The following is a 20035-nucleotide window of genomic DNA, read 5'->3' as shown; positions in this document are numbered from 1 at the left end:
GCCATTGATCAGGCGCTCCACGTACAACTCGCTGCTGTAGCTGTACAGCCCCTTGCCCACGATCAGCTTGTCGCCGCCATACCGCGTGAGCTTCAGCGCCTGGTTTGCAGCCACCACGGTCTGCACCGCCGACTGACCTTCGGCCAATCCCTCCACCTGTGCCATAACCCGGTACGTTCCCGCAACACTGGGCCGCTCGATGTAGCCCCACCCCGTGTCCCTGCGGTCCTTGCCGATCGCAAGCTGCGTGACCAGCACCCCTCCATCGGCTTCGGTGTAGATTCCACCGACCACTCCTGAAGGAGTCTGTTCCACCAGGCTTACCTGTACCGTCATCGGCTTGATCGCGTTCTGGTTGTCAGACCAGTACGCGCCAGGCACGCTCAGCACCACATAGAAGTTGTCCCGCAGGCTGGAGGTCGAACGCTGCCCGTCCAGGCTGACGACCCGCACTTGCGGCACGATGACTTGCACCGGCAAAGGCGTGGCCGCTGTGGCCCCCTCAGCCGTCGCCTCGATCTGCGTGGAACCCAAATCCAGGCCGCTCACACTGATGTATGCGTAGCTCTGCCCTGCAGGAATCGTCACCGTCGCAGGCGTCTCGCATATCTGCGCTGCCACGCAACGCAGATTCACCGTCACCGCATCGGCCCCGTTGCTGACCACGCCATTGATCAGGCGCTCCACGTACAACTCGCTGCTGTAGCTGTACAGCCCCTTGCCCACGATCAGCTTGTCGCCGCCATACCTCGTCAGCCTCAGTGCAAATTTCGCTCTCACATTCACCTTCAACGCCTTGGCAATCAGCCCCGCAGACGTTATGTCCAGCGCTGTCTCTCCCACGGCCAGCGCTTTCACGGTGATCGGCGTCGTCCCATAGATCTGCCCCTGCGGAATGAAAACCTCGGCGGGCGTCACGCTGGCCACCGCAGGATCTCTGCTGGCCACCGACACCGTGACACCTCCCTGCGGCGCCGCCTTGCTCAACTGCACACGCAAGACCCTGCTCAGCTCCTCATTCATCACCAGATCGGCGGAGGGATCGGTGTTGAGGCTGATGGCGTCCACGCGCAACGCGGCCTGCGCCGGCTGATAGCCGGCAGCTGTGGCTGTGATGCGGGTCGTGCCCAGGGTCTGGCCTGCCACCGTGAAGGCTGCCTTGCTCTGCCCTGCGGGAATCCGCACGGATGCCGGGACCTGGGCCAGCCCTGCCTGCTCCAGCACGAGGCTGACGGCCAGCCCTGCCGAGGGAGCGGGCTCCGTGGTTTCCAGTGTCACGGCAGCCTGCGCGCCCGGCGCCACGATGACGCTGGCCGGCAGCACCAGTGCCTTGCCACGCACGGAGACCGTGGCCAGGGCGCTGGCGTGACCTTCGGCCTGGGCCGTCAGCCAACTGCTGCCATCGGCAAGTCCCATGACTTCGAAGCTGGCGCCTTGTTGACCGGCCGGAACCAGCACGGACGATGGGACAGAGAGCACGTTGGCGTCGGAGTTGCCCAACTGCACGTTCACACCACCGACGGGTGCCGGCGCGGGCAACGACACGGTCATGGGATACGGCCGGTTGACACCGACCGTGGGGCTGCCGGGGACAAGGCCCAGCGAGGGCAGGTTGACGACTTCGATCTGCGTTTCGGCCAAGCCCAGCGTGGCGTGGCTTGCGGTGATGCGGGTGGCGCCCAGGGTGCTGGCCTGTACCTCCAGGTCCGCGCTGGTCTGCCCCGGGGCCACGGTGACCCGCGCAACGGCAGAGGCCACCGAAGGCACGCTGCTGGTGATGTCCACCACCACGCCCTGGGCAGGTGCAGGCGCGTTGAGGGAGACACGCAGCATGGCCACCACGCCCGGACTGAGCCGGAGCTTGGCTGGTTCGATGGACAAGGGCGCCTGACCTATCTGGATGAGGCCCTGTTGCACCAGGTAGGGAATGCCGACCATGCCCCAGATGACCTGAGAGCGAATGGTGCCCGAAGGGACTGCAATGGCATTCAGCGAGTTGCCCTTTGCCGAGTTTCCCTTGCCGGCCGGCGAGGACGCAAGATCAACGCCGATGGCCGGGCCGCTGTGGTGATTGAAGGCCGTGTTGTTGATGGAAGGGGCAGCGCTCTCGATGACCACGCCGCTGCCGTATTCGATGGTGACGTGGTCCAGCAGCGTCTGGGCGCTGCGCGTGCCGGCCGTCATGCGCCATTGCCGCCAATCCCCAGGCACAGGGGTTGTGGCGGCCGAGGTGATGAGGATGGGCTTGTCAGGTGTGCCAACAGCTTGCAGCGCTCCCTTTTTGAGCACGAAACTGGCGCCAGGAGCCATGCGCAGGGTCACACCCGGCTCGATGGTGAGCGTTGCATCGCCATCGAGCACCACGTCGCCCTGCATCAGGTAAGGCGACTGGCTGGCACGCAATATCGTTGGGCTGGAGATGGTGCCGCTCAACGTGGTCTGGGCCCAGGCGGGAGAGACCAGCAGCAATGCCAGCGCAAGACAGGCAGCCAGCCATGCCTTCCCCACGTCTGCCATGCGGGCCAGCGCAGTCACGGCCAGGACCTGCCAACGCACAGGATTCGCCCTTCTGCACACACCCACAGACCCATCCGTTCGCACGCTGTACTGCATCACCACTTCTCCCCCAATACTTGACTCGTTCAATCGTTGTGCTCGCTCAAAACCGCCCGCATGCCGCCTGAAGCCGGTGGCCTGCCGTTGTTCCGATGGCCTGCATGCTCGCCACCTGTGACTGATAGGCCTGCCACCCGCCCAGCAGCCAGTACACGGGCACTGCGTCAGGCCGCTCACCCAAAGAGGCCCGTTGCGCGGTCAATCGGGCACGCAGCTCAGACTCCGTCGAAGCGTCGGCTATGACCACCAAAGCCCGGGATGCGGGGCCTCCTGGCTGGTCGCTTCGTGCCTTGCCGCCGGCCATGGCGTTCAGTTGGATGGCCAGATCGTGCGAGGCGACCAGCCGATGCGTTTGTTGTTCGTCAACGGGTGACTGCACAGCCGGCGCCGCATCCAGGGCCTTGCTGAGGGAAAGCACCGTCCATTCAATGCCTTGTCCCAGGCTGGCGATCCAGTCGCTGGCGGACAGGTCCTGCAGCCTGGCCGATGCCGTGGAATGCAGGGCCACCGCCGCGCCGCCCAGCAAAGCCTTCACACGGCCAAAGCCCTGGCTGCGCAATTGCCGGCATGCCGCGTCAAGGTCCGCATGGTCCAGCCCGGTGCCCAGCAGGATGACTTCCTCCTGCATCAGAAAGCGCTTGCCTTGCAGCTGCGGCAAATCCATCTGCAGGGCCTGCGCGATGGGGGTAGCGCGCCTGTGCTGCGCCGGCCGAACGTCAACGAGCATGGCCGCCTGTGCGCCAGGGGAAACAAGGCGCTGCCGCCACTCGGCCGGACTCATCCAGCAGGAAGGGGTCAACGCCAGAGGCGGCACCTGACGGGGCCACGTCACAGGGGACTCGGCGGCCCTTGCGTCCCGTACGGCATGCGCGTCTGCCCGACAGGACTGCGGCTCGGTATCGGCCTGCGCCCGCAATGGTGCAGCCACCAGGACGGCTGCGCACACCGCCACTGCATGCGCCAGGCCAGCACCACAAAAACGACGCAGCCTCATGCATCCATCCCCGCGCCTGCACGTGCGGCGCGTCGGCGCCTGTGCTGCAGGCAGGCGCCCAAGGCCATGAGGGCGGACAACAGGGCCAGGCCCGCCGCCTCCAGGCCAGGCACCGCCGTCAACTGATCCTCAGGCAGCGGCCCGGACTGTATGACGGGGCCGCCCGGGTCCTTGATGACTCCATTGGCCTGCAGGTCGTCGTCGCCCAACTGGCCATCGGTGATGGTGTAGCTGATGCGGTTGCCGTTGATCGACAGGTTCCTGGGCGCGTACCAGATGCTGCGGCCCCGCGAATGGGGCACAGGCCCGTACTTCAGGTAGCTGCTGATGCCGAACAGGTTGGGCCACTCGGTGGTGACGGTGACCGTGCTTCCGACGTCGCAGCCGGTGAGTTCGTAGTCGAACACGCCATGCGGGAAGAGCAGCACGTTGAACAGCGGCAGCCAGCCCTCGGGCTTGCGCACGACCGTCTTGTCCGGGTTGAAGCGGCAGCTGGCGCCTCCGCCCGTCACCGAGGCTTTCAGCGTGCCGGAGCCGCTGGGTGTGGGCAGGGCCACATCCTTGCCGCCCACAGGCGCGGCCTGGTTTTGCAGGGATACGCGCAAGGCTTCACCCACACCGGCTGCCGTCACGCGCATCTCGAATGCGCCCGCCAGTCCATTGGCACGAAGCCCGGGCGAAGCGGCAACGCCGGCCGCATCGGTGACGGCCTGCGCTGCGAGCGTGCCACCATCAAACACGGCGCTCGCTCCGCTATCCGGCAGCGCAAAGACCACGGCGTGGCCGGCCACGGCGGCGCCCTGCGCATCGGTGACCTTGACACGTACAGGTGCCGCATAGGCCGTCCCCACGGTGGCCGTCTGCCCATCCCCTGTCAACTTGACAATGCGCAGCACGGGCGCCGTGCCATCCAGGTTGCCCAGCGTGAAGCGCACGCCGCCGGGCAAGGCCTCGACGCCGGCGGATACGGTGAAGCTGCCCGCAGCGCCAGTGGCTGTCATGACCGGGCTGCGTGCCAAGCCCTGTGCGTCGGTGAGCACGCGCGCCTGGCGGCTGCCGCCGGCAAAGCGTGCGGAGGCCCCGCTGGCGGGAGCGTCGAATGTGACTTCCTGCCCCGCCACCGGGTTGCCGTCAGCCGTCTGCAAGCGCACCTGCAGCGGCAGCGCAAACGGCTGCTCCAGCCTGGCGGACTGCAGGTCGCCGGACACGATGGAAAGCGTCCAATCCCGCGCGGCCTCCTCCTGCCACTGGGCGGCGACCAGGCCTATCCACTGCGCCAGCGATTGCAGAGCCACATTCCGGGTACCGTGGGATGGCAGCGTCCTCAACAGGGGCTGGGCCTGCACCAGGGCCGAGAGGGCCTGGGCCGGCTTTTGCTGCTCCATGGCGACCCGAGCCTGGCCCAGCAATGCCTCGACGGCCTGTCGCTGGTCTGCCGTGGCCTGCGCCAGCGCAGCCACTGCAGCCCGGGTGTTAGCGGCGGCTTGAGGTTCTGCGATGACGGTGACCGGCTGCGACCAGCTGTCCACCAGCGACTTGTCGCCGGCCTTGCGCAACTGCGTCTCGACCGTGGTGGCCAGCGAGGTGCCGGGCAGGTCCAGCCAGGCCTGAACCTGCAATTCGGCCTGGGAGGCGGGCTCCAGGGTCCACCTGACCCGATCACCGTCGACCACGGCCTGCGGCGAGGAGGAGCGCAGCTTCATGCCACTAGCCAGGATCATGGCCTGCTCCAGCGCAATGGCTTGCGTGCTGCGGTTGGCAATGCTGGTTCTGACGCGCACGGCAGATTGCGCCAGCATGGGCTCGGACACAGGCGGAACCAGGGCAGTGAAGCGCGTCTTGGTCCAGTCTTTCCACGAAGCCGCAACCGCGCCTTGCGCCAGGGCATCGAAGCCGATCACCAGCACCTGGCCCTTGCCATGGGCCACGCCCAACGCAGCGGTCTGCCCTGTGCCATAGCGGGCCAGTTCCGAGCCTGCACCCTCGTTATGCAACGCCCACGCCTGACCTTGCAGGGCCAGCGCCGCATCGCCCAAGCCTGCATCGCCCAGGTGCACAGAGACGCCCGCAGGCAGCGGCTGGCCTGAACGGCTGCCGCCCCAGACGTCGGCCAGGGTGTCCGGCAACGCGCCTGGTGCGCCATCGATGACCAGCGAGGCACCTCGGTAGACGGCGGCCCGCACTTCCTCCATCTGGGAAGCGGCCAGGTCGTCCACCGATCCATGGAGCCAGAGCGCGCTGAAGTCGCCGGCACGCAAGGCCTTGCGGAGCTCACCTGGCGTGACCGCCAACTGCACCGAGCCATCGGCCTGCGCCAGCAGATCCTGCAAGGCCTGGCGCTTGCCGTCCGTGCAAGCGGTATCGGCGCCGCATGCGGCATAGGCCAGCACACGCAGGCCCTGGTCCAGGGTCTGCGAAGCGGCCACGGAGGCCTCCTGCTCGCGCCTGAGCAGGGTACTGGCCGCGTTGTTGCCGGTGACGGGGTCGCGGGTGGCCGCGCCGATGCGCGCGGCCAGCAGGAATTCCCTGGCCGTGGAGCCTGCTGCAGGACGCACCTGCAGCACCAGGGTGGGGGCGGAGTCCTTGGCCATGTCGCCCAGGGTCCAGCGGCCCTGCGAATAGCTGCCCACCGATGCCGACTGGCTGGCGATCTCCAGCCCCTGGGGCAGGTCCACATGGACGACGGTGGCCGCTGCCATGGCCGGCCCGGCATTGCGTGCCGTGATGGTGACCGTGGAGCCACCGTCGCGCGCCATGGTGGCCGGTGCCGCCGTCACGCTGATGTCAGTGTCCGCTTCCGGTTCGGGATCTGGCCCGGTCGCCTTGGCGGAGCGCTTTGCAAACAGATAGCCCGCAGCCGCCGTACCGGTGGCCAGATCAATGCCCGATATGCGTCCCGGTGCGGACTGGCCGCCCGCCGTGCCCGCAAGCGCAGCGCCATCAACCAGCCCCTCGCTGACGGCAGCCGACAGCGCATAGCTGCCCTGCAGCAGTCCATCGAATCGGAATTGGCCCTGGGCATCGGTGTGGGCAGTGGCCAGCACCGACTCCCCGGTGCCTGCCCGCGTACCGGTGAGCTTGATTTCGAGCACGGGGATGGCGGGCTCGCCTGCATCGCGCAATCCGTTGGCATTGCGGTCCTCGAAGGCCGCGCCGGCAATGCTGGCCTGTGCCTCGCCAGCGACCAGGCCGATGGTGTAGCGGCCCGTGGTGTTCACGTCGAACAGGTTCAGGTAATAGCTCCAGCTCAGGTCCTCGTTGCGCTGCCTGGACAGCCAGACGTTTTCGCCAGGAACGACATAGCCGTCGGAGCGGACCACCTGCCGGGGAAGACGGGTGCCCCTGGAGGGATCGGGCACGCGCGCATAGGCCATGCCATTGGCCACGGGATTGAACTGCAGGCTGGCGGTGGCACCGGAGGGCACGAATTGCGCGGATCGGCTTTGATCGCTGACCTCGGTATCCACGCCATCGGATTCATAGACGCGGTAGACATCTCCATCCAGGGCCAGAAAATCGCGGACCTTGTCGCGTCCTGGAAGATCGACACGCACATCCTGGACCAATTGATGGGTATTGACGGTCTTGATCAGGGACGTCAGGGCACCGCCCAGCGAATCCGCATGGGTAAATCCGGCCGTGAATTCGACAAATTTGCCGGCCAGGCTGGACACCATGTTCCAACGCCCATGCAGGGACGATCCCGGCGTGATGTCGCCAAAGTCGAGCAGCAGGCTTTTGCCTGCTGGCGCATCGTTGACATAGCCGCTCAGAATCTGGAAATTGACAAGCAGCCCTTGCCGGTTTTCGACAATGCGGGGCTGGGCGGTATCGATCTTGGTCTTGTACGAAGTGCCGCCACCACTATTCTTGATGCGCACGCCCAGCGTGAAGGGGTCGGAAGGCTCGACCTCGGGTGTGAAGGCATCGTCACCCGGAACATCACGGGGCAGGAAGTAGTCAAGCACCAGTTCAGGCTGGGGCCGCACGACGATGGACTCTGGTGCCACCTCCACGGTGTCGGTCTTGCCATCCAGCGTGTAGGTGACCTTGGCGCCTATGTAGTAGACCGCACCCTGGGGATCGCGGCCGCCCGTGCCGGCTGCGGGAATGATCAGCCATCGGACATTGGCGACGGCCTTGGGAGCAATGGTGCCGCCCTGCAGGGAAGTGATGCCCTCGACCCCATCCGTGCGGTAGAAAAAGCGGGCTCCGGAGGCTGCGGGATCCGTGGTGGCGATCACCGTCTGGTTGTTCGCATCCAGGAACTGCAGCGTGATGCTGACGTTCTCCAGCTTTTGGTCCGCCAAGCCATTGGTGATCACCATCCTGGCGTCAAATGCCTGGCGCTCCAGCGAGAGTTTTTGCTCTATGACAATCTTGACTTCGGCACATACCGCATCGGCGGCCTGTGCAAAGGCAATGCCGATGGTTCCTGCAATGGCAAACACCGTGCCAATCAATAGCACCAGCCATCTGGCCGCAATCCTCCCCGAGTCTTTCCACTCCATAGCCCCTCCGTCCCCGCTCTATTCATTGGGCCGCGATTGTATTGAAATTCCTCATCCGTATCAAATCGTGACTTGGAAAAATAATTAGCAAGCCAATTTAAATAAGACTTGTCCCATTTCAAATGGCGCAACAAAAAAATTGACATGCCCTTCAGCGCTTCAGGAAAAGGCAAAAATCGGCACATCCCGATATAGCAATGTCGGTTGTCCGGTGATTCATCGATCACCCCAGCGCCCCAGCGAACGCGCCCACCACCGCCCTGTGTACGACATGCCTCACAATGAGGCCTTGTACTCCCGCACAGAACACCACACTTCATGAAACGCACCTGGCTGCTGTTTTCGCAGGCGGTCACCATCCTGGTGGCTGCCTACTTTGTCGTCGCCACCCTGCAGCCGGACTGGCTGCGCCGTGGAGCCGTGCGCAGCAATGCCGGCATCGCGTTGCTGGAGGCGCCGGCCACGCCCGTCGGAGAAGTCAGCCCCGGCAGCTTTGCACCTGCGGCCAAGAAGGCAGCGCCGGCCGTGGTGAGCATCAACACCAGCAAGGCGGTACGGCATCCGCGCAGCAACGATCCGTGGTTCCAGTTCTTCTTTGGCGACCAGGGCACGCAGGAGCAGGCAGGCCTGGGCAGCGGCGTGATCATCAGCACCGACGGCTACATCCTGACCAACAACCACGTGGTCGAGGGTGCGGACGACATCGAGGTCACGCTGACCGACAGCCGCCAGGCCAAGGCCCAGGTGATCGGCACCGATCCCGAGACCGACCTGGCCGTGCTCAAGATCGCCCTGGACAAGCTGCCCGTCATCGTTCTGGGCAATTCCGACCAGATCGACGTGGGCGACCGCGTGCTGGCCATCGGCAACCCCTTCGGCGTGGGCCAGACGGTGACCAGCGGCATCGTCAGTGCACTGGGCCGCAGTCAGCTGGGCATCAATACCTTCGAGAACTTCATCCAGACCGACGCCGCCATCAACCCCGGCAACTCGGGCGGCGCGCTGGTGGACGCCAGCGGCAATCTGCTGGGCATCAATACCGCCATTTATTCACGCTCGGGCGGCAGCATGGGCATCGGCTTTGCGATTCCCGTGTCCACGGCCAAGCTGGTGCTGGACGGCATCGTCAAGGACGGCCGCGTGGTGCGCGGCTGGATCGGCGTGGAACCCAATGAACTGTCGCCAGAGTTGGCAGAGACCTTTGGCGTGAAGGCCGACTCCGGCGTGATCATCACCGGCGTGCTGCAGGCAGGCCCCGCTGCCCAGGCCGGCATGCGCCCGGGCGATGTGATCGTGCAGGTGGGCGACAAGCCCATCCGCAATGTGTCCGAGCTGCTGACCGCCGTGGCCGCGCTCAAGCCCGGCGAGGCCGCGAAATTCGATGTGCGCCGGGGCGAAGGCCCCGTGGAGCTGCAGATCACCCCGGGCCTGCGCCCTGCGCAGTCGGCACAACGCATGCAGCGCCGCTGACCCGGCCCCCGCCCCAACGAAAAAAGCGCCTGTTCGCAGGCGCTTTTTCCATTGCAGGGCCGGCGCTGAACTACAGCTTGTGCAGGCGCTGCGCCGCGCGCCAATGCGCGCCGGGCGCCACATGCACGGGCGCATCGATGGCGGCGGCCTCCACGCACAGCATCTGCCGCCACCCTTGTGGCGGCATGTCGGCCAGGCGGGCACACAGCGCAGGACCGGGGTTCCAGACCACGGTCTCGCTCCAGGCAGCATCCTGCGAGATGCGCAAGCCTCCGGCAGGAGCGGCCAGTTCCATGGTCTTCCCGGGCCGGGGGTAGACGCGATCGAGCTCTTCGCCAAAGCGCACGTCGCCTTGCTGCGTGGGGTGGGTGTCTGCCACGGCATCCCAGTAGGGCAGGCCGTCAAGGCCTTGCAGCCGGCATTGCTCCACGTCCGCCACACGCAGGTAGCTGTGCAATGCGGCAGTGAAGGCCAAAGGCGTGTCTCCCCGGTTGTGCACCACCAGCTCCACGTCAAGCCGGCCGGGCAACAGCGTCACCTCCAGCCAGGTCTCGAAGTAGTGCGGCCAGACGGCGCGCGTCTGCGGCGTATCGGCAAGCTTGAGCCGCAGGAACAAGCCATCGCCGGCAAGAACCTCGGCCTGTGCTGCATCGGCCTGCCACGGCAGGGTGCGCGCAAAGCCGTGCTTGACCAGTGGGCCGCGTTGGTTGAATTGGGGAAAGCAGACCGGAATGCCGCCGCGTATGGGTGTGTGGCCGTCATGGGCGGCATGAGGGCTCAGGAACAGTTGCTCCTCGCCACCTGCCTGCCAGGACAGCAGCTGCGCCCCCTGCAAGGCCACCAGGGCGGTATCGCCGCAAGCCAGGCGCAGGCGGATGGCGGGCAGGCCCTGCCATGCATCAGCGCAGGCGCCGGGAGCTTGCGCGGCCGCAGGTAAAGCTGTTACTGCGGGAAAGGAAGATGTAACTTTCATGCTTGAATATAGCCTTTCCCCCGCTCAGCCCTCCTCTGTCATGCAACGCTCCCCCGCTCCCTCTTCTCTTGTCCTGCGACTCGGCATGCTCGCCCTGGCCGCCTCGGTGGCCTCCTGCGGCGGAGGCGGCGGTGGTGACAGCAACGCTGGCGGTGGCAATGGCGGTAATGGGGGTGACGGCGGCACCGGCCAGCCCGGAGTGACCTCGGTCACCGTGCAATGGACGGCCCCGGCCGCCAGGGATGTGGTGACTGCAGGCTCGGCACTGACCCTGCGCGCAGGTGTTCTGGCCGATGGCGTGAATGCCGCCGATGGAACCGTGGTGAGCTTCAACGCAGCCACAGGCGTCAGCACCTCGGCGCTGACCAGCTCCGGCGTGGCAACGGCTTCGCTGACCGGCGCCACGCCGGGCCGCCAGCAGGTACAGGCCAGCGCCACCGTGGCAGGCCGCACGGGCAGCGCTTCCCAGACCTTCTATCTGCGTCCTGCACCTGCACCGCTGCGGGTGCTGGTGCCCACGTATTTCTATCCCACCGGCTCGGGAGCCACGGCCTGGAATGCGCTGACGGCCAGCGCACAGGCGAATCCGACCGTGCAGATGACGGCCATCCTGAATCCGGCCAACGGCATTTTCAGTGGCCCGGACGCGAACATCACGCGCGCCGCCACCGCTTTTGCCAACGCGGGCGGGCAGCTGGTGGGCTATGTGAGCTCCAGCTATGGCACGGGCACGCGATCGCTGGCCAGCATCCAGGCCAATATCGACAACTATTTCACGCACTACGGCGCGGGCCTGGTCAAGGGTTTCTTCATTGACGAGATGGCGGCCACCGCCAACCGGCTGGACTTCTACCGCACCATCTACCAGTACATCAAGGCCAAGAATCCCAACCTGATCGTGATCGGCAACCCGGGCCTCGTGCCCGTGGCCGGTTATGCCGATGTGGCCGATGTGCTGACCACGTTCGAGGGCAAGGGCTCCACCTACGCCACCTACGATCCGCGCACGACGAGTTTTGACTGGCTGTACGGGCTGCCCAACAGCCACCAGGCCTCGCTGGTGCACAACGTGTCGGGCTGCGCGGCCATGCAGACGGCCGTGCAGTCGGCCGCCTCGGCCCGCTATCAGGCGGGATGGATCTATGTGACCCAGCTGGAGTTCGAGCCCAGCACCGGCGTGGGCAACCCCTGGGCCGGGCTGCCGAACTACTGGGATGCCTTTGTGCAGACCGTGCGCGCCGCCAATGCCGGGCAGGCCATGCCCGCCTGCTCGTAAAGAAAGCCTGAATCCCTGGTGCTGAATGCAGCGCAGGCGCCTGTGAAGCACAGGCGCCCGCGAATACAGGGAAGGCGCAGGCCGTTCAGGCCCTGAGCTCGTCGGCGCGGGCCTGCGCCGCGGCGAAGTCAAGGTCGCCCGAGTAGATGGCGCGGCCGCAGATCACGCCTTCGATGCCTTCGTCCTCGACCTTGCACAGCGCTTCGATGTCGGCCATGCCCGCCAGGCCGCCCGAGGCGATGACGGGAATCTTCAGCGATTGCGCGAGATTGACGGTGGCGTCGATGTTGATGCCCGTGAGCATGCCGTCGCGGCCGATGTCGGTGTAGATGATGGACTCCACGCCCCAGTCCTCGAAGCGCTTGGCCACCGAGTGCACGTCCTGGCCCGTGAGCTTGCTCCAGCCGTCGATGGCCACCTTGCCGTCCTTGGCGTCCAGGCCAACGATCACATGGCCGCCGAAGGCGCTGCAGGCGTCCTGCAGAAAGCCCGGGTTCTTCACGGCAGCGGTGCCGATGATCACGTAGCTGATGCCGGCGTCTATGTATTTCTCGATGGTGTCCAGGTCACGGATACCGCCGCCGAGCTGCACCGGAATCCGGCCGTCCACCTCTTTGAGGATGGCCTTGATGGCCACCAGGTTCTTGGGCTGGCCCGCAAACGCGCCATTGAGGTCCACCAGATGCAGGCGGCGTGCGCCGGCGTCGAGCCAGCGGCGGGCGATGATGGCCGGGTCTTCGCCGAACGTGGTCGACTGGTCCATATCACCCTGGATGAGGCGTACGCAGTGGCCGTCCTTGAGGTCGATGGCAGGAATGAGCAGCATGATGGTTTGCGAGCAATGAAGGCCTGGGATGCAGCGGCCGGTGCGGGGAAGGAAAGAGGGTTCAGGGCTTCCAGCCCAGAAAGTTGCGGAACAGGGCCAGGCCCTGGTCCGCGCTCTTTTCGGGGTGAAACTGGGTGGCGAAAATATTATCGCGTGCGATGGCGCAGGCAAAGCGCCCGCCGTAGTCGGCCTCTGCAGCGCAATGCTGGGGCTGCTGCACCACGGCGTAGAAACTGTGCACGAAGTAGTAGAAGCTGTCTTCGGGAATTCCACGCCACAGCGGGTGGGACTGCCCGGCATTGTGCTTGCGGTGCACGCGGTTCCAGCCCATTTGCGGCACCTTGAAGCGGCTGCCGTCGGCCTGGACGCGGCCCGCCAGATCGAACTTGCGCACATTGCCGGGGATCAGGCCCAGGCCAGGCACATCGCCCTCGTCGCTGTGGTCCAGCAACATCTGCATGCCCACGCAGACGCCGAACAGGGGCTTGTTGGCAGCGGCGTGCAGCACGGCGTCCTGCAGGCCGGATTCGCGCAGTTCGCGCATGCAGTCGGGCATGGCGCCCTGGCCCGGCAGCACGACCCGGTTGGCGGCCAGCACCACCTCGGGATCGGCGGTGACCACGACCTGCCAGCCGGAGTCGGCGGCGGCCGTGCGCACGGCCTGGGAAACCGAGCGCAGATTGCCCATGCCGTAATCGACGACGGCGACGGTGTTGTCAGTCAAACTCATAGCGTGTGGCGCGTGTTCGGTCGGATTTTCGGCTGGATTGCCCGGTCAGATCAAGCTCTGACCGGAGTCAATCGCTTCTCTTTACAGAGCGCCCTTGGTCGAGGGGATGACGCCCGCCATGCGCTCGTCATGCTCCAGCGCAAAGCGCAGGGCGCGTGCGAAGGCCTTGAAGATGGTCTCGCACTGGTGGTGGGCGTTGAAGCCCTTGAGATTGTCGATGTGCATGGTCACGCCCGCGTGGTTGACGAAGCCCTGGAAGAATTCGTAGACCAGTTGGGTGTCGAGCTGGCCGATGCTGCCGGCCGTGAATTTCACGTCCATGTGCAGGCCCGGGCGGCCAGAGAAATCGATGACCACGCGGCTCAGGGCCTCGTCCAGCGGCACATAGGCATGGCCGTAGCGGCGGATGCCCTTCTTGTCGCCCACGGCCTTGGCAAAGGCCTGGCCCAGGGTGATGCCGATGTCCTCCACCGTGTGGTGGCCGTCGATGTGCAGGTCGCCCTCGCAGTCGATATCGAGGTCGATCAGGCCATGGCGCGCGATCTGGTCGAGCATGTGGTCCAGAAAGCCGATGCCCGAGCGCAGGCTGGCCTTGCCCGTGCCGTCCAGGTTGATGGCGACCTTGATCCGGGTCTCGGCGGTATTGCGCTGCACTTCGGCGGTGCGTGCGGGAGCTGCATTGCTCATAGGGATTCCTTCAGGGCCGCCAGCATCTGGGCGTTTTCTTCGTGGGTGCCCACGGTCAGTCGCAGGCAGTTGGCCAGCAGCGGGTGCATGGCAGAGACATTCTTCACCAGCACGCCCCGGGCCTTCATCTCGGCCTGGGCGCGCGCGGCATCGCGCACGCGCAGCAAGACCATGTTGGCCTCGGACGGCCAGATCTTTTCCACACCCGGCAGCGTGGCCAGCGCATCGATCAGCGGCTGGCGCTCGGCGCGGATGGCCACGGCCTGCTGCGCATACAGCGCCTCGTGCTCCAGCGCGAAGATGGCCGTCTCGCAGTTGAGCACGCTGATGTTGTAGGGCGGGCGCACCTTGTCGATCTCGCCGACGATGGCGGCCGGGCCGATCAGGTAGCCCAGGCGCGCGCCAGCCAGGCCGAACTTGCTGAGCGTGCGCATCAGCAGCACATGGGCGTTGCGGGCCGGGTCGGCGCGCATGTTCTCTGCCCAGCTGCGGCGGGCGAAGGGCTGGTAGGCCTCGTCCATGACGACCAGGCCGCCGATGGCGCCGACCGCGTCGATCACGGCCTGCACATCGGCCTCGGCCCAGAGCGTGGCCGTGGGATTGTTGGGATAGGCGATATAGGTGATGGCGGGGCGGTGCTCGGCAATGGCGGCGCGCATGGCGGGCACGTCCAGCTCGAAGTCGGCCGTCAGGTTGACGCCCACAAAGTCCAGGCCCTGCAGCCTGGCGCTCATGGGGTACATGACGAAGCCCGGCATGGGCGCCAGCATGGTGGCGCGGCCCTCGGCGTGGGGCTGGGCACAGGCCAGGGCCAGCAGCGTGATGATCTCGTCCGAGCCGTTGCCCAGCAGCACGGCGCTGCCGGCCGGCGCCTGCGCGTAGCGGGCCAGCATGTCCTTGAGCACTTCCTGGCGCTCGCCAGGGTAGCGGTTGATCTCCAGCCGGCCCAGGCGCTCGCCCAGCGCGGCCTGCAATTCAGGGGGCAGGCGGAAGGGGTTCTCCATCGTGTCCATCTTGAGCAGGCCTTGCGAGGGCTGCACATGGTAGGCATGCATGGAGCGGACATCGGCGCGGATGCGCTCCAGGGCCAGGGCCTGAACCTGCGGAATGGAAGCTGTCATGGCATGCACACTTTCACGAGTCAGTGGGAGAAGAAATCCATCAGCGAAGCCGCTCAGGCCTGCTGCTGCGGCGGCGCCTGGTGCAGCGGGTGCACCATGGCGACGCCGCCAAACTGGGTGCCGTGCGGCAGGTGCAGGGTCAGCATCTGCTCACAGCCGCTGTGCTGGGCGCAGGCCACGGCCAGGCAGTCGCCAAAGGCCAGCTGGTGGCGCGATTGCACGGCCCAGGCGGTCTCCAGCGTGGCGGCATCGGTCTTCCAGGGCGTCCAGGTCTGGTAGCGGCGGATGGCGGCGCGCGCATCGCCCTGCGGCAAAGGCTGGGCGGCCGTGGTGACCTGTTCATAGAACTCGCACAGCGACTGGCTGCCGGTGCGCCCGCTGCGCGTGCGCCACAGCAGGTCCAGCCACTGCAGCACGGCGGCATGCAAGGCACCCTGCCCCGTGTCTTCGGCAGCGACCAGCACGGAGGTATCGACAAAGACGGTGTTCATGCCTGCCCCTCGCGGCGCAGCGCGGCACTGCGCTGGGCGGGCTGCGTGGATGACGGCTGGCCGCCGTCCCAGCCGCGTTCGTCGGTGCGCCAGGCCAGGTAGGCGCGCTCGTAGGCATCCTCTCGGCGCTGCATCTCTGCCATGAAGTCGCCCACCATGCGCGAGACGCTGGTGCCGCGGCGCGCGGCCTCGATGCGGGCCCATTCGAGCACGCTGTCTTCGACGGTGATGGTGAGGTTCTTCACAGGGCGCAAGTCTACACGAAATTCGTGCTCCACTGATTTCGTGTCAATTCTTGACACGCTTGCTCTGGCGTTCAGGCAGCAAAAAGCGCCGCCCCTTTCGGTGACGGCGCCTTCTTCCAGCAGGAAGCGAGCGTCTACTTCAAACGCATTTCGGCCGCACGCGCATGGCCTTGCAGGCCTTCGCCATGCGCAAGCACCGAGGCGATGCGGCCCAGGGTCTGGGCGCCCTGCTCGCTGACCTCGATGAGGCTGGATCGCTTCTGGAAGTCATAGACCCCCAGCGGCGAGGAAAAGCGCGCCGTGCCGCTGGTGGGCAGCACATGGTTGGGGCCGGCGCAGTAGTCGCCCAGGCTCTCGCTGGTGTAGGCCCCCAGGAAGATGGCGCCTGCGTGGCGCAGCAGCGGCTCCCACTGGTGGGGATCGTTGCTGGAGACTTCCAGGTGCTCGGGCGCGATGCGGTTGCTGATGGCGCAGGCCTCCTGCATGTCGCGCGTGAGGATGAGGGCACCCCGGTCGCTCAGGCTCTTGGCGATGATGGCGCGCCGCGGCATCTCGGGCAGCAGGCGGTCGATCTCGCGCTGGACGGCGGCGATGTAGTCGGCATCGGGGCACAGCAGGATGCTTTGCGCCAGCTCGTCATGCTCGGCCTGGCTGAACAGGTCCATGGCCACCCAGTCGGGCGGCGTGCTGCCGTCGGCCAGCACCAGGATTTCGCTGGGGCCGGCAATCATGTCGATGCCCACGGTGCCGAACACCCGCTTCTTGGCGCTGGCCACATAGGCGTTGCCGGGGCCGGTGATCTTGTCCACCTTCGGGATGGTGGCCGTGCCGTAAGCCAGGGCCGCCACGGCCTGGGCACCGCCGATGGTGAAGCCGCGCGTGACGCCCGCCACATAGGCGGCAGCCAGCACCAGGGCGTTCTTCTCGCCGCGTGGCGTGGGCACGACCATGATGATTTCCTGCACGCCAGCCACGTGGGCGGGAATGGCATTCATCAGCACGCTGGACGGATAGGCGGCCTTGCCACCGGGCACATAGATGCCCACGCGATCCAGCGGCGTGACCTTCTGGCCCAGCAGGGTGCCATCGGCGTCGCGGTAGCTCCAGCTCTCGCCGCTGGCGCGCTTTTGTGCCTCGTGGTAGGTGCGCACACGCTGGGCGGCTGCCGTCAGCGCATCGCGCTGCTCGTCGCCCAGGCTGTCGAAGGCGGCTTTGAGCTCGGCCTGCGTCAGCTCCAGCGCTGCCATGCCGTCCACCTGCAATCCGTCAAAACGCGCCGTGTACTCCAGCACGGCCGCATCGCCACGCTTTTGCACATCGGCCAGGATGTCGGCCACGCGCTGCTCAATGGCCGCGTCCGTGTCTGCCGACCAATGCAGGCGCTGCGCAAAATCGTGTTCGAAGTTGGCGTCCGCAGTCGACAGGCGGGCAGGGGCAGCTACATATTCCATTGTGGTTTCCTTGGGGTCTAGCAGGCCGTCTCGCAGCCGTGCTTCAGTATCAAGAACAGGCGCGCGCCGTAGTAGCCGTCGCGCAGGGGCCAGTCCTGGTCGCGCAGCAGGGCCTCAGCGCTGGGCCACTTCTGATTGTCCTTGAGCGCTTCAATGGTGAAATCACCATTGTTCTGCCCGACAAAGAAGCGAAACCAGTGCAGGTCCTCGTCCTTGTCCAGCGCCTCGGCCTCGATCAAGGCGCGCAGGCGCTCAGTGATGCCTTCGGGCAGCGGGGCATCGTTGCGAAGATGCCAGGGGCCCGGATAGGCCTGCCATTGTCGGCCATGGGCCTGCCAGGCCTCGGCTGGCACGGCATCCTCATCGCGCGCCGTCCACAGGGCGGAGAGCATCACATGCAGGTCGCTGACAGCGAAGTGGCCGAATGCGTCGTGCATTCCCTGCAGGCCTTCACCCAGGCCCGTGAAATTCTCGATGATCTCGTGCCCGTCCGGCAGGCGGACCACCACGGCCAGGGAACCGACCAGGGGATGACCGAGGTAGGCACCGCGCCAATCAGCCAGCACGCCCGGTGCCTGGCCGCCAGGCAGCAGCCAGCCGTTGTATTCCTCGCAGGGCAGGCCATGCGCGGCGAAACACAGCGCAAGCGCCTCCTTCGCCGGATCGCCGGGCTCAGCCCCTGGGGCCATTTACCGCCTCGGCGAAGGCATCGATGATGTGGCGCAGCGGCTCGCGCTTGAGCTTGAGCGCCGCCTGGTTGACCACCAGGCGCGAGCTGATCTCCATGATGGGCTCGACCTCGACCAGGTCATTGGCCTTGAGCGTGTTGCCGGTGGACACCAGGTCGACGATGGCGTCGGCCATGCCGGTCAGCGGGGCCAGCTCCATGGAGCCGTAGAGCTTGACCATGTCCACGTGCACGCCCTTGGTGGCAAAGAAGTTGCGCGCGATCTCGGGGTACTTGGTGGCGATGCGCAGGCGGGCGCCCTGCTTGACGGCCAGCGCATAGTCGAAGCCGTTGCGCACGGCCACGCTGACGCGGCAGCGCGCGATCTTCAGGTCCAGGGGCTGGTACAGGCCCTGGGCGCCATGCTCGATCAGCGAGTCCAGGCCGGCCACACCGAGATCGGCGCCGCCGTACTGCACATACACCGGCACGTCGGAGGCGCGCACCAGCACCACGCGCACGTCGCTCTTGTTGGTCTCGAAGATCAGCTTGCGCGACTTTTCAATGTCTTCGCTGACCGAGATGCCGGCAGCGGCCAGCAGCGGCACGGTTTCGTCGTAGATACGGCCCTTGGACAGGGCAATCGTGATGGTCATTGGGAAACTCTTTCGATGTCGGCACCCAGGCCGCGCAGCTTGTCTTCCATGCGATCGTAGCCGCGGTCCAGATGATAGATGCGATCGACCAGGGTCTCGCCCTTGGCCACGAGGCCGGCGATGACCAGGCTGGCCGAAGCGCGCAGGTCGGTAGCCATGACGGCCGCGCCCGACAGCGACTGGCTGCCGGTGATGGTGGCAACGCGCCCGTCGGTGGTGATCTGCGCGCCCAGGCGCAGCATTTCATCCACGTGCATGAAGCGGTTCTCGAAGATGGTCTCGGTGACCATGCTGCAGCCTTCGGCCACCAGGTTCAGCGCCATGAACTGCGCCTGCATGTCGGTGGGAAAGCCCGGGTATTCGGTGGTGCGAAAACTCTGGGCCTTGAGCTTGCCGGCCGCGCGCACGCGGATGCCACCGTCCTCGGCGGACACCTCGGCGCCCGCATCCTTGAGCTTGTCGATGACGGCGCCCAGATGGTCGGCGCGGCCATTGCGCAGCAGCGCATTGCCGCCCGTGGCGGCCACGGCGCACAGAAAGGTGCCGGCCTCGATGCGGTCGGCCACCACCTGGTGCTCGCAGCCGCTCAGGCGCTCCACGCCCTGGATGACGATGCGGCCGGTGCCATGGCCTTCGATTCTCGCGCCCATCTTGATGAGCATTTCGGCCAGGTCGCCGATCTCGGGCTCCATGGCGGCGTTTTCCAGCACGGTCTCGCCTTCGGCCAGCACGGCGGCCATCAGGAAGTTCTCGGTGCCCGTGACGGTCACCATGTCGGTGGTGATGCGGGCGCCCTGCAGGCGCTTGAGATGCCCGGGCAGGCACGCGTTCATGTAGCCGTTCTCGACCACGATCTCGGCGCCCATGGCCTGCAGGCCCTTGATGTGCTGGTCCACGGGGCGCGAGCCGATGGCGCAGCCGCCGGGCAGCGACACGCGGGCCTGGCCGAATCGGGCCAGCAGCGGGCCCAGGGCCAGGACCGAGGCGCGCATGGTCTTGACCAGTTCGTAGGGTGCCTCGGGGTTGGACAGAGAACCGGCGTTGATGCGCACGGTGCCGCCGTCATCGTGCTCGGCGCTGACACCCATGTTGCGGATGAGCTTGAGCATGGTGGCCACGTCCTGCAGGCGCGGCACGTTGCGCAGGGTGACGGGCTCGGACGACAGCAGCGCGGCGCACAGCTCGGGCAAGGCGGCATTCTTGGCGCCGGAGACCGTCACCTCGCCATGCAGCGCTCGGCCACCGCGAATCAGGAGTTTGTCCATGGCTGACAGCCTTGAATCTGGAAATCGGGGAAAAGAAGATGCCGCACGGGCCGTGG

Annotated in this window: 16 protein-coding genes; 2 read left to right on the top strand and 14 right to left on the bottom strand. The window is 66.3% G+C overall.

Annotated elements, in window-relative coordinates; genetic code table 11:
- The 3 genes from IB269_RS23790 to IB269_RS23780 all read right to left on the bottom strand — a co-directional run.
- A partial coding sequence (locus IB269_RS23790) for a hypothetical protein (RefSeq protein ID WP_192368483.1) occupies positions 1-2556 on the bottom strand: 2556 nt, incomplete at its 3' end.
- A gap of 103 nt (positions 2557-2659) precedes the next feature.
- Positions 2660-3610 carry a rhodanese-like domain-containing protein gene (locus IB269_RS23785; protein ID WP_192368482.1) on the bottom strand — a complete coding sequence of 317 codons (951 nt, stop codon included), beginning with the start codon at positions 3608-3610 and terminating at the stop codon, positions 2660-2662.
- Positions 3607-8121, bottom strand: a complete 4515-nt coding sequence (locus tag IB269_RS23780; RefSeq protein WP_192368481.1) for an IPTL-CTERM sorting domain-containing protein — start codon at positions 8119-8121, stop codon at positions 3607-3609. Before IB269_RS23780 ends, IB269_RS23785 begins: the two co-directional genes overlap by 4 nt.
- 318 nt (positions 8122-8439) lie before the next feature.
- Between IB269_RS23780 and IB269_RS23775 the strand changes: the two genes are divergently transcribed.
- Positions 8440-9591 (top strand): S1C family serine protease, encoded by a 1152-nt coding sequence (locus IB269_RS23775; RefSeq protein WP_012207313.1) that lies wholly within the window; start codon positions 8440-8442, stop codon positions 9589-9591.
- A gap of 70 nt (positions 9592-9661) precedes the next feature.
- Here the strand turns inward: IB269_RS23775 and IB269_RS23770 are convergent, their stop codons facing one another.
- Positions 9662-10564 carry a D-hexose-6-phosphate mutarotase gene (locus IB269_RS23770; protein ID WP_192368480.1) on the bottom strand — a complete coding sequence of 301 codons (903 nt, stop codon included), beginning with the start codon at positions 10562-10564 and terminating at the stop codon, positions 9662-9664.
- A gap of 85 nt (positions 10565-10649) precedes the next feature.
- On the opposite strand from IB269_RS23770, the gene IB269_RS23765 reads away from it, so the two are divergent.
- On the top strand, positions 10650-11840 hold the full coding sequence (locus tag IB269_RS23765) for a spherulation-specific family 4 protein (RefSeq protein ID WP_192368479.1): 1191 nt from the start codon (positions 10650-10652) through the stop codon (positions 11838-11840).
- 85 nt (positions 11841-11925) lie between these two features.
- Here the strand turns inward: IB269_RS23765 and hisA are convergent, their stop codons facing one another.
- The 10 genes from hisA to murA form a co-directional block, all read right to left on the bottom strand.
- Positions 11926-12666 carry a 1-(5-phosphoribosyl)-5-[(5-phosphoribosylamino)methylideneamino]imidazole-4-carboxamide isomerase gene (gene hisA, locus IB269_RS23760; protein WP_012207316.1) on the bottom strand — a complete coding sequence of 247 codons (741 nt, stop codon included), beginning with the start codon at positions 12664-12666 and terminating at the stop codon, positions 11926-11928.
- Between the two features lie 61 nt (positions 12667-12727).
- Positions 12728-13396, bottom strand: a complete 669-nt coding sequence (gene hisH / locus IB269_RS23755; RefSeq protein ID WP_013800802.1) for an imidazole glycerol phosphate synthase subunit HisH — start codon at positions 13394-13396, stop codon at positions 12728-12730.
- 81 nt (positions 13397-13477) lie between these two features.
- On the bottom strand, positions 13478-14083 hold the full coding sequence (gene hisB / locus IB269_RS23750; protein ID WP_012207318.1) for an imidazoleglycerol-phosphate dehydratase HisB: 606 nt from the start codon (positions 14081-14083) through the stop codon (positions 13478-13480).
- Positions 14080-15204: a histidinol-phosphate transaminase gene (gene hisC, locus IB269_RS23745; protein ID WP_043822285.1), complete on the bottom strand. Its 1125-nt coding sequence runs from the start codon at positions 15202-15204 to the stop codon at positions 14080-14082. Before hisC ends, hisB begins: the two co-directional genes overlap by 4 nt.
- Before the next feature lie 53 nt (positions 15205-15257).
- A complete protein-coding gene (locus tag IB269_RS23740; protein ID WP_012207320.1) occupies positions 15258-15695 on the bottom strand; it encodes a PIN domain-containing protein in 438 nt (145 codons plus the stop codon).
- Positions 15692-15940, bottom strand: coding sequence for a DUF6364 family protein (locus tag IB269_RS23735; RefSeq protein WP_017405472.1), 249 nt, complete (start codon positions 15938-15940; stop codon positions 15692-15694). The genes IB269_RS23740 and IB269_RS23735 overlap by 4 nt, the downstream gene beginning before the upstream one ends.
- Before the next feature lie 134 nt (positions 15941-16074).
- Positions 16075-17391 (bottom strand): histidinol dehydrogenase, encoded by a 1317-nt coding sequence (gene hisD, locus IB269_RS23730; RefSeq protein WP_013800800.1) that lies wholly within the window; start codon positions 17389-17391, stop codon positions 16075-16077.
- Positions 17392-17408: 17 nt separating this feature from the next.
- The gene (locus IB269_RS23725) at positions 17409-18080 is read right to left on the bottom strand and encodes a DUF6348 family protein (protein WP_071956740.1); all 672 of its coding nucleotides are present in this window, start codon (positions 18078-18080) and stop codon (positions 17409-17411) included.
- A complete protein-coding gene (gene hisG, locus IB269_RS23720; RefSeq protein WP_012207324.1) occupies positions 18064-18714 on the bottom strand; it encodes an ATP phosphoribosyltransferase in 651 nt (216 codons plus the stop codon). Before hisG ends, IB269_RS23725 begins: the two co-directional genes overlap by 17 nt.
- Complete coding sequence (gene murA / locus IB269_RS23715; RefSeq protein ID WP_192368478.1) at positions 18711-19979, bottom strand: UDP-N-acetylglucosamine 1-carboxyvinyltransferase; 1269 nt, start codon at positions 19977-19979, stop codon at positions 18711-18713. Before murA ends, hisG begins: the two co-directional genes overlap by 4 nt.
- Positions 19980-20035: the final 56 nt, after the last annotated feature.

Origin of the sequence: Delftia sp. DLF01 (genome assembly GCF_014852125.1) — a bacterium.
In the GTDB taxonomy this organism is placed as follows: domain Bacteria; phylum Pseudomonadota; class Gammaproteobacteria; order Burkholderiales; family Burkholderiaceae_C; genus Comamonas; species Comamonas acidovorans.
Note: the sequence above shows the minus strand (reverse complement) of the source record. Positions and strands in the feature narration are given on the sequence as shown.